General features: G+C 63.0%; 7 protein-coding genes. 4 read left to right on the forward strand and 3 right to left on the reverse strand.

Features of this window, described 5'->3' with window-relative positions; genetic code table 11:
• Positions 1 to 9: 9 nt before the first annotated feature.
• Positions 10 to 873, reverse strand: a complete 864-nt coding sequence (locus ACZIRK_RS25845) for an FAD binding domain-containing protein (protein ID WP_463328353.1) — start codon at positions 871 to 873, stop codon at positions 10 to 12.
• 174 nt (positions 874 to 1,047) lie between these two features.
• The gene (locus ACZIRK_RS25850; RefSeq protein WP_463328354.1) at positions 1,048 to 2,253 is read right to left on the reverse strand and encodes an MHYT domain-containing protein; all 1,206 of its coding nucleotides are present in this window, start codon (positions 2,251 to 2,253) and stop codon (positions 1,048 to 1,050) included.
• A 229-nt stretch (positions 2,254 to 2,482) separates the two neighbouring features.
• Between ACZIRK_RS25850 and ACZIRK_RS25855 the strand changes: the two genes are divergently transcribed.
• Positions 2,483 to 2,833 (forward strand): hypothetical protein, encoded by a 351-nt coding sequence (locus ACZIRK_RS25855; RefSeq protein ID WP_130227869.1) that lies wholly within the window; start codon positions 2,483 to 2,485, stop codon positions 2,831 to 2,833.
• Between the two features lie 54 nt (positions 2,834 to 2,887).
• Here the strand turns inward: ACZIRK_RS25855 and ACZIRK_RS25860 are convergent, their stop codons facing one another.
• Positions 2,888 to 3,736 (reverse strand): helix-turn-helix transcriptional regulator, encoded by an 849-nt coding sequence (locus ACZIRK_RS25860; protein ID WP_463328355.1) that lies wholly within the window; start codon positions 3,734 to 3,736, stop codon positions 2,888 to 2,890.
• A gap of 950 nt (positions 3,737 to 4,686) precedes the next feature.
• Here ACZIRK_RS25860 and ACZIRK_RS25865 point away from each other — a divergent pair.
• Genes ACZIRK_RS25865 through ACZIRK_RS25875 form a run of 3 tightly spaced genes read left to right on the forward strand, consistent with a single transcriptional unit; the run spans position 4,687 to position 9,393 of the window.
• On the forward strand, positions 4,687 to 5,862 hold the full coding sequence (locus tag ACZIRK_RS25865; RefSeq protein ID WP_463328356.1) for an efflux RND transporter periplasmic adaptor subunit: 1,176 nt from the start codon (positions 4,687 to 4,689) through the stop codon (positions 5,860 to 5,862).
• Positions 5,859 to 8,972, forward strand: a complete 3,114-nt coding sequence (locus ACZIRK_RS25870; protein ID WP_463328357.1) for an efflux RND transporter permease subunit — start codon at positions 5,859 to 5,861, stop codon at positions 8,970 to 8,972. Before ACZIRK_RS25865 ends, ACZIRK_RS25870 begins: the two co-directional genes overlap by 4 nt.
• Before the next feature lie 10 nt (positions 8,973 to 8,982).
• On the forward strand, positions 8,983 to 9,393 hold the full coding sequence (locus tag ACZIRK_RS25875; protein ID WP_028162156.1) for a thioesterase family protein: 411 nt from the start codon (positions 8,983 to 8,985) through the stop codon (positions 9,391 to 9,393).
• The last annotated feature ends 303 nt before the right edge of the window (positions 9,394 to 9,696 follow it).

The raw sequence follows: 9,696 nt of genomic DNA on the forward strand, positions 1-9,696 counted from the left end.
TCTCTCCCTCTATGCCGCACGGCCAGCGGCGCGCTGCAGCGCGCGCATCACCATGATGCCGCCGACATGCTTGCGGTATTCGACCGGACCTCGGGCGTCGGCCGCCGGCGCCATGATCGCTTCCGCAGCGGACGCGGCTTGCTTCAGTGTGGCCGCATCGAGATTGCTGCCGATCGCAGCGTTGGCAGCGTCCGTCGCGAGCAGCGGCGTCTCGTGCAGATTGGTCAGCCCGATCGCGCAGGTCGCGACCTTGCCGCCTGCCATGGTCAGCACGACGGCTGCGGCAGCGGTGGCATAATCGCCAACCTTGCGCTTCAGCTTCTCGTAGGCATAGCCGTGACCGGCCGGCGGCACCGGAATGGAGATCGATGTCAGGATTTCGCCGGGCTCGAGCGCGGTGAAATAGGCACCCTGATAGAATTCGCTCGCCGCGACCTTGCGCTCACCACCGGGTCCGCTCAGGCGGAAATTTGCGCCGAGCACGATCATCAACGCCGGCATGTCGTTCCCGGGATCGCCATTGGCGACATTGCCGCCGATGGTGCCGAGGTAGCGCACCTGGGGATCGGCGATCAGGGCTGCCGCCTCCTGCAGGATGGGCAGAGATTGGCGGATGTCCCCGGACGCCAGCAGCTCGTGCTGGGTGGTCATTGCCCCGATCACGATCGTGTCGCCGTCGCGGCTGATGCCCTTGAGATCAGCGACGCCGTGAAGATCAACCAGATGAGTGGGCGTGGCGAGCCGCAGCTTCATCATCGGCACCAGGCTGTGCCCGCCGGCCAGTGGCCGGGCGTCGTCGCCCAGATCGGCCAGCAATTTGACCGCGTCGGCCAGGGTTGCCGGCCGGTGATAGCTGAAAGGTCCCGGGATCATCGTTTCCTCCAATCGTCCTTTGGCGCCGGTCGGGCGCGTGGACGTTGGCGGGACGGTCTCTCCGGTTTTTCCCGACCGCAATCGTTCGGGCACGGAATGGGGTTTTTCGCACGAAATGCGGATGGCGGGACACGAATTGCGTCAACCGCAGCGACCTATTGGCCGGAGCCGGGCCTAGGCATGGCGACGGCTGAGACCGAGTCGCGCCTTGACCTCGGCGATCTTGGCGCGGCTGACGGGGACGCGATGCGGCGAAGTGCCGTCGAGCTCGATGATCGCGCCATCGCCCTCCCTGCGGACGAAGGCGACATGCGGGATCGCGACGATGTGGCTGCGATGCACCCGCATGAACAGAGCGGGATCGAGCTGCACCTCGGCCTCGGAGATCGACCACGGACACATCCGCTCCCGGGTCCCGTCATGCACCCGGGTATAATGCGCATCGGCCCGGACGCTGCGCACGTCAGCGATATCTATAAAGTGTGTGCCGTCGGCGCCTTCCACCGGCAGCCGCGGCGCGGGCGCCGAACGGGGCGGCCGGCCGACACCGCCGAGCGGCGCCGCGCTCAGCCGCGGTGCAGCAGCGGCAGCCGTGACCGTTTGGGACACGAGCGCATCGGCAGGCAACGCGACCTCGCCGGCCATCGCCGGAACCAGATTCTGGCGGCGCGGATCCGGCACCAGCGACAGCAGGAAGCCAGCCGCAATCACGAAGCAGAGCACGGCAACGATGATCGAAAGGATTTGTTGCGACGCAGCAAGTCCGCCGCCGAGATGCTGATGCGTCCCCGCCGCAAGCGGTGCGAAATGCATCCCCGCCATCGCCGTATAATGCATGCCGGAGACGGCGACACCGAAGGCAATCGAGCTGACAACCAGTCGAAAGCCTTCCTGCTGCGCGAGGAAGGCGCGCAGGCCGCCATAGGCCGTCACCATCGCGACGATCACCGATAACAGGACGAATGCGTCGTCGTGCTCGATCATGAAACGACCGGACAGACCGTGGATGCCGACATAATGCATGCTGGCGATCCCGGCGCCGAGCAACACGGCCGACGAGGCCACGCGTCTGAGCGACGGCTCGCCGATGCTGACGAAGAACAGGGAGATGCCGACCACCAGCGCGCAGATCAGAAAGGAGATGATCGTGGGCAGGACCAGATAGACGGTGTCGGGCGGCAGCGGGGCCGCCAGCATGCCGACGAAATGCATGGTCCAGATGCCAACAGCCAGAAACGCGGCGGCGCCCGCGAGCAGGATGCGGTTGCTGCCTCCCGGCGTGCCGCGAATCCGCGCCGCCAGGCTGAAGCCCGTATATCCACCCAGGATCGCGATCGCCACCGACAGCGCGACGAGATAGGGATCGTGTCCTTCGAACATGATCGTCTCGGCCGCCCGTCTCCACGGGCTGGCCCCTCCCTAGCCCCCTACATAACCGGACAGTTAGAGACAGTCTACCGCTGCAGCAACGCCCTGTTCCCTTCGCAGATGCGATGTCATTTCGAAAAGCCTATGGTCGCGCGTGCACGTTCAATTGCGAAAGACATCGTCACGAACGTTGTCATTTGGTAACCAAGTAACAGTTGGCCGCACACAAGGAGACGAACCCATGGAAAAGGTCGCGCCGTTCGGGGCCGCCATCCTCATCCTGCTTCTGACGATTCCGCCAAGCCATGCCGGTCCCTGCGAGGACTCGATCGCGCGCGTTCAAGCCCAGGCCGATGCCGCGATCGAGAAACGCGCCGGCGCCGGGGGTTGGCAGAAGGAGAGTCTCGACGCGACGCGCAACTACCAGCCGACACCGCGATCGATCGCCGCCACCGAAGGCAAATATGGGCGGCGTCTCCAACGCGTGCTCAATGCGCTCAATCTTGCCCGTGCCGCCGATCGCGCAGGGGATGCCGCGCAATGCAACGCCCAACTCGACAAGGCCACACGTGCGCTCGCGGCGGCGCGATGAGCCGTCACAGGTGGCCACGCGGCGTGCGGCTGCCAAATGAGCGTAGCCGGAGGCCTAGCCGTTAACGGAGCGCGCGTTTCGCCACTGAGCCGGCGTGCTTCCCGCGATCCGCTTGAACACCGTGGTGAAATGAGCCTGGGTCTGGAATCCGACGCTCAGGGCAACCTCGACGATCGTCATCGTCGTGTGCCGAAGCAGTTCGTCGGCGCGGCGGATGCGCTGTCGCAGCAGATATTCGTGCGGCCGAAGGCCAGTCGCGATCCGGAATTGCGAAGCAAAATGCATCCGGCTCAATCCCGCAACGACCGCCAGATCCGAGAGCGTGATCTTCTTCGACAGATGGCTGTCGACATATTCGGCGACACGCTTCAGCCGCCACTTCTGCAATCCCCCGACCGGTCGCTCGGCAGGAACCGTCGTGACAGCTCGATCATTGACGAATGACCCGTTCTCGGCCTGCAACCCAAGCAACCTGATGGCCACGGCGAGCCGCAGCGCATCGGCGCGAATTCCGGCATGGCGGTCATAGGCCTGCCCTGTGTCCGCGAGCGCATCCGACAGGCATTTGATGACGGGATCCTTGAGCCGTTCGATCGCGGCCTTGTGCTGGAAGACATCGAGGCTGCTGGCGGCGTTCAGCAGCGCGGCGCGCTCAGCTGCATTCCCTTCCGCATGACCTTGTGCTGCGATCGCGAGCACGAGGTGCAGGCGTTCAAACGCAAGCGCCATCCTGTCATCGACGACAGGACGGCCGGGCAGCAGCACCGCGGCCTGCGTCGACTTATTGAGACGTTCAGCTGCGGCTGTCTTGCGGTGATATGGTGTTTCATGGACAGTCGCGTGAACCGGCAGACCATCGTTGAAGTGAACGTTGTCATCTCGTCGAAGCTGAATCTGCGGCATGGTACCATCTCTCTGTCGCCATGGTGACCGTACGCCGGAAGGCCTGTACACGTTACCAATCGAGAGATCACTCTTCCTTGAGCGTCTCTCCTCGGAGCGGCCGCATTCCGACTTGTGCCTTGGAGAATATCTAGCACCGCCGCGCGCTCCATTCTACGGGCGTTTTCACGTACGTATATTGTGGGGCTAAGGCGATCATACCTTGGTATCTGCTGCGTGCGTTCGACGGGTAGGGCGTGCGTTCTTGAAATACCGTCGCGGAAGGCGGAAAGTAACTTTTCGGAGAGCTTAACCTCCGGAGAGCCGTCCTATGACAGGTCCGCTTCGGTCGAGGCGAAACCAGCTTTCGCGCACGTCCGGACGACGATCCCTAATCGCCGCACTCGCTGCTTGCATTTCGCTGTGGCTCGCCGTCGAATCGATTTCGCTCGAACCCGCGACCGCGCAGGCAGCGACGCCTGGCGTGCAGCCATTTCCGAACCTCGCCTCGCCGCTCGGTTCGGCAACGGGTTCCGCCATCCGGCCGGCAGGCATTCCGCTAGGGTCCACCGAACTTGCAACACCCGGCACGAGCCCGGTGCTGCCGCAATCCGGCGCCGCCATGAGTTTCGGAAACGAAAACTGTTTCACCGCCAGCAAACCGGGAGCGGTTTTCGATGGCGGCGGGCTGTCGGGACATTCCTCGGCCGGCTGCGGCGCGCACGGCACGACGAGCATCGTGCGTCCCATGACGTCGACATCGTCATCCGTGGGACCGATCGGAGTTCCCTTGGGCTCGACTGAACTGGGCAGTGCGGGTCTCAGTCCGGCGCTGTCGTTCCCGTCACCTGCGTCATCGCCAGTAGGTTCTTCGCCTCCGGCCGAAGCGCTGCCTTGTCCGGCCGATGGCACGACAACAACGACGGCGGCACCAGGCGGCTGTTGAGACAAACACATTTACGAGGCATGCCGTGAAGCGAAAGATCGCGATCGCAGTGGCCGCTCTGCTCGTGGTGCTGGCGGGCGGCGGGTTCTGGTACTTCAAGCGCCCGCTGACGTCAGAGCAAGCCGCCGCAGTGCCGGAGCCGGCGCCGATCCCGGTGGTCGCGACGACCGTCGCCAGCAGCAATGTCCCGATCTATCTGACCGGCGTCGGCACGGTGATCGCCTACAATACAGACCTGGTGCGCAGCCAAATCCAGGGACAGATCACGCAAATCACCTTCGTCGAAGGACAAACCGTCAAGGCCGGCGATCTGTTGGCGCAAATCGATCCGCGGCCTTATCAGGCGGAGATCGAGCAACTGACCGCGAACCTCGCCCGCGACAACGCGCGGCTCGAGAACGCACAGGCCAATCTGTCGCGGTACACCCAGCTCGGTAACAAGGGCTATGCCACCCCGCAACTGATCCAGACCCAGCAGGCGCAGGTGGCGCAGTTGCAGAGCGCGGTGAAGGCGGATCAGGCCCAGATCGACGAGGCCAAGATCCAGCTCAGCTACACGCGCTTGACCTCGCCAATTCCCGGCGTGACCGGCGTGCGCCAGATCGACGTCGGCAACATCATTCACCCGACCGATCCGAACGGCCTCGTGGTCGTCACCCAGATCGAACCGATTTCACTGATCTTCACGCTGCCGGAAAGCTATCTGCCGCGAATCCAAGAGGAGATGGCCAAGGGTCCGCTGAAGGTGATCGCCTACAGTCAGGATAACAAGATCAAGCTGGATGAAGGCAAGCTGCTCCTCGTCGACAACGAGATCGTGCAGACGACCGGCAGCATCCAGCTCAAGGCCGAATTCCCGAATGCCGCGCATCGGCTCTGGCCCGGCCAGCTCGTCAACGTCAACCTGCTGCTTGAAACCCGCAAAGAGGGGCTGACCATCGCCGCTTCCGCAGTCCAGCAAGGCCAGAACGGCTCCTATGTCTACGTGGTGACGCCGGATGGGACCGCGCAGTTGCGCTCCGTGAAGGTCGGCCAGATCAGCCAGGGGCAGGCACTGATCGATGACGGACTCAAGGCCAATGAGACCGTGGTGGTCGATGGCCAATACAGATTGCAGCAGGGCAGCCGCGTCAAGGAATTGCACGGCAAGGCCGCAACCGAAGCCGATCTGCAAAGCTCGGTGCAGAAGGCCATTCCATGAACCTCTCGGCGCCTTTCATCGCCCGGCCGATCGCGACCGTCCTCTTGATGGCCGGGCTGTTGCTGTGTGGACTTGCCGCCTATCCGCTGTTGCCGGTCGGCGCACTGCCGAACGTCAACTACCCGACGATCCAGATCTCGGCGCAATTGCCCGGCGCCGATCCGCAGACGATCGCATCGTCCGTCGCGACGCCGCTTGAGCAGCAATTGAGCCAGATCCCCGGCGTCACGCAACTGACGTCGTCGAGCGCGCTCGGTGTGGCCCAGGTCGTCGTGCAGTTCGAGCTCTCGCGCACGGTCGACAGCGCCGCGGTCGACGTGCTCTCGGCAATCAATGCGGCGAGCCCCTATCTGCCGCAGAATATTCCCTATCCACCGACGATCCGGAAAGTGAATCCGGCCGAGACGCCGATCATGCTGATCGCGCTGACCTCTGAATCGCTGCCGATGACCACGGTCGATGCCTATGCCGAGAACATCCTGCTGCCGAAGATCTCGCAGATTCCCGGCGTCGGCCTGGTCGGCATCGGCGGTCAGCAGAAGCCCGCCATCCGCATTCAGGTCAATCCGCAGGCGCTCGCCGCAAGAGGAATAAGCCTTGAGGATGTCCGCACCGTCATCGCCGGCGCTAATGTCGATCTGCCGAAGGGAACGCTCAACAGCCCGCGCGTGACCTACACGCTCAACACCAACGATCAGTTACTCAATCCCGCCGCCTATGACGAACTGATCATCGCCTATCGCAACGGCTCTCCGGTGCGGATTCGGGATATCGGCAAGGCGATCGAGGCTCCGGAAAACGACCTGCTGGCCGGGTGGTATGACAAGCAGCCGGCGATCATCCTCGCGGTCCAGCGCGTGCCCGGCGCCAATGTCATCGAGACCGTGGACCGCATCAAGAAGCTATTGCCAACGCTTCAGGCATCCATTCCGCCCGCGATCAAGGTGACGATCGCGGCCGATCGCACCACCACCATCCGCGCCGCCGTCGCCGACGTCCAGTTCACGCTGATGCTGACGGTAGCTCTGGTGGTGATGGTGATCTTCCTGTTCCTGCGCAATCTCTGGGCAACCGTGATTCCCGCTGTCACCGTTCCGCTATCGCTGATCGGCACCTTCGCGGTCCTCTACGTGCTCGGCTACAGCCTCGACAATTTGTCGCTGATGGCGCTGTCGATCGCGGTCGGCTTCGTCGTCGACGATGCCGTCGTCGTCATTGAGAATATCGTGCGCCATCTCGAGAAGGGCCTTACCCCAATGCAGGCCGCGCTCAAGGGTTCGGCCGAAATCGGATTCACGATCGTCTCCATCACGCTGTCGCTGATTGCGGTGTTCATCCCGCTGTTCCTGATGGGCGGCTATGTCGGCAAGCTGTTCCAGGAGTTCGCGATCACGATCACCGCCTCACTGATACTGTCGCTCGTGATCTCGCTGACACTAACACCGATGATGTGCTCGCGGCTCCTGAAGGACGACAGCCACAAGAAACATGGCAGAATCTACCTCGCCTTCGAGTGGGGTTTCGATTCCCTGCTCGCGCTTTATGCCCGCGGCCTGAAGGTCGTGCTGCGCCATCGGTTCGTTACGTTGATGGTGATGCTGAGTACGATCGCGCTGACGGGATTTCTCTACGTCGTCATTCCGAAAGGCTTCTTCCCGCAGGAAGACACCGGCCAGATCGTCGGCATCACCGAAGCCGCGCAGGACATCTCGTTCCCGGCGATGTCCGAGCGGCAGCAGGTGCTGGTCGACACGCTGCTGAAGGACCCCGCGATCGATTCGGTGGCGAGCTATATCGGGCCGGGCGGGCCGACCGCGACGCTCAATCAGGGCCGCATCTTCATCATGCTGAAGCCCAAGCCACAGCGCAAGGCGAGCGCGGACGAGATCATCAATCGGCTGAGGCCGCAGCTCGCGCACATCCAGGGCATCACCCTCTACATGCAGGCCGCGCAGGACATCACCATCGGCGCGCGGCTGTCGAAGACCCAATATCAGTACACGTTGACCGACGCGGATTCGAACGAGCTGACGCATTGGTCGGCCATCTTCCTAGAACGGATCAGGAGCCTACCGTTCGTCACCGACGTCGCCAGCGATCAGGCGAACGCCGGTCCGATGCTGGACGTCACCGTCAATCGCGAGATAGCGTCGAGCTTCGGCATCCTTCCCTCCGCCATCGACAACACGCTGGATGACGCCTTCGGCCAGCGCATCGTCTCGACCATGTTCACCGCGCTGAACCAGTATCACGTCGTGATGGAGGTCTATCCGAGCTTCCAGTACGGGCCCGAGGCGCTGAAGGACATCTACGTGAATTCCGCGAGCGGCCAGCAGGTCCCGCTCAGCCAGCTCGTCAAGAGCGGGATCAAGCCGGCGCCGATCTTGATCAACCATCAGAGCATGTTCCCGTCGGTCACCATCTCGTTTAACCTGAAGCCCAGCGCGTCGCTGGGCGAGGCGGTGAGCGGCATTCAGAACATCGAAAAGGAAACCGGCAAGCCGGCCTCGCTCGCGACGTCGTTCCAGGGCAACGCGCAAGCCTTCCAGTCGTCGCTGTCGGGCACCCCGCTGTTGATCGGCGTGGCGCTGATCGTCATCTACATTATTCTGGGCGTGCTCTATGAGAGCTTCATCCATCCGATCACGATCCTATCGACGCTGCCTTCGGCGGGCATCGGTGCGCTATTGCTGCTGATGGCCGTGCGCATGGATCTCACCGTCATTGCCATTATCGGCATCATCCTGCTGATCGGCATCGTCAAGAAGAACGGCATCATGCTGGTCGACTTCGCGCTCGAGGTCGAGCGCAATGAGGGCTTGAGCCCGGAAGAGGCGATCTATAGGTCCTGCACCATGCGGTTCCGGCCGATCCTGATGACGACCATGGCGGCGCTGCTCGGCGGCGTGCCGCTGATGGTTGGAACCGGCACCGGGTCTGAGTTGCGCCAGCCGCTCGGCTACACCATCGTCGGCGGCCTGATGCTGTCGCAGGTCCTGACCCTGTACACGACGCCGGTGGTCTATCTCTATCTCGACTGGCTGGGCAAATGGCTCGGCAGTATCGGCAAGCGTCCCGCCAAGAAAGTGGTCGCGGCAGCCGCAGAATAAGGAAGTGGATATGGATGCACGTGAGTTATTGAAGCTCGACATGACCGCGGAGACGATGATCATCGTGACGCCGGAACTGACGGTCGGACATTTCGTTCCAGGCATGCCGCGGGTCTATGCGACGCCGATGATGATCCTGCACATGGAGATCGCCGCAGGTGCCGCCATCTCAGCGGCGCTGCCGAAGGGATTTGTCAGCGTCGGCATGGAGGTGAACGTCCGCCATCTCGCTGCAACTCCGATCGGCCAGACCGTGCGCGCGACCGCCCGCGTCACCGAGCTCGATTCCAGGCACATCCTGTTCGCCGTCGAAGCCTGGAACGAGGAGCGCAAGATCGGCGAAGGCACCCACCGCCGCGGCATCGTCAACGTCGCAGAATTCGAGAAGCGGTTCGGCGTGAATGAGAATGCGGCTGCGTGAGTCCTCTTTAGCGGAGCACGAGACCAGATCTCGGGACCTCCACCTCGCCCCCGCTTGCGGAGAGAGGTCGGAATTCAAGCGAAGCTTGAATTCCGGGTGAGGGGGAGCCTCCGCGAGTGCAACTCGCACCGTATCCGTGGAAGCAGCCCCTCACCCTACCCTCTCCCCGTAAGAACCAGGGGAATCGCATATGGATTTGCGGCCTCTATTGCGTTGTTTTGCAGGATGGATTCTGAGAGCGGCTCCCACAAGGCGGAGGGAGTCGTATGGGGAAGTTCAAGAAGGCTTTTCGGCGGTTGTCGG

The organism is Bradyrhizobium sp. Leo114 (assembly GCF_055229415.2).

What these genes read in the sequence shown, in the direction of transcription:
- ACZIRK_RS25845 (WP_463328353.1), bottom strand. Translation starts at nt 873, where the DNA reads ATGATCCCGGGACCTTTCAGCTATCACCGGCCGGCAACCCTGGCCGAC.
- ACZIRK_RS25850 (WP_463328354.1), bottom strand. Translation starts at nt 2,253, where the DNA reads ATGTTCGAAGGACACGATCCCTATCTCGTCGCGCTGTCGGTGGCGATC.
- ACZIRK_RS25855 (WP_130227869.1), top strand. Translation starts at nt 2,483, where the DNA reads ATGGAAAAGGTCGCGCCGTTCGGGGCCGCCATCCTCATCCTGCTTCTG.
- ACZIRK_RS25860 (WP_463328355.1), bottom strand. Translation starts at nt 3,736, where the DNA reads ATGCCGCAGATTCAGCTTCGACGAGATGACAACGTTCACTTCAACGAT.
- ACZIRK_RS25870 (WP_463328357.1), top strand. Translation starts at nt 5,859, where the DNA reads ATGAACCTCTCGGCGCCTTTCATCGCCCGGCCGATCGCGACCGTCCTC.
- ACZIRK_RS25875 (WP_028162156.1), top strand. Translation starts at nt 8,983, where the DNA reads ATGGATGCACGTGAGTTATTGAAGCTCGACATGACCGCGGAGACGATG.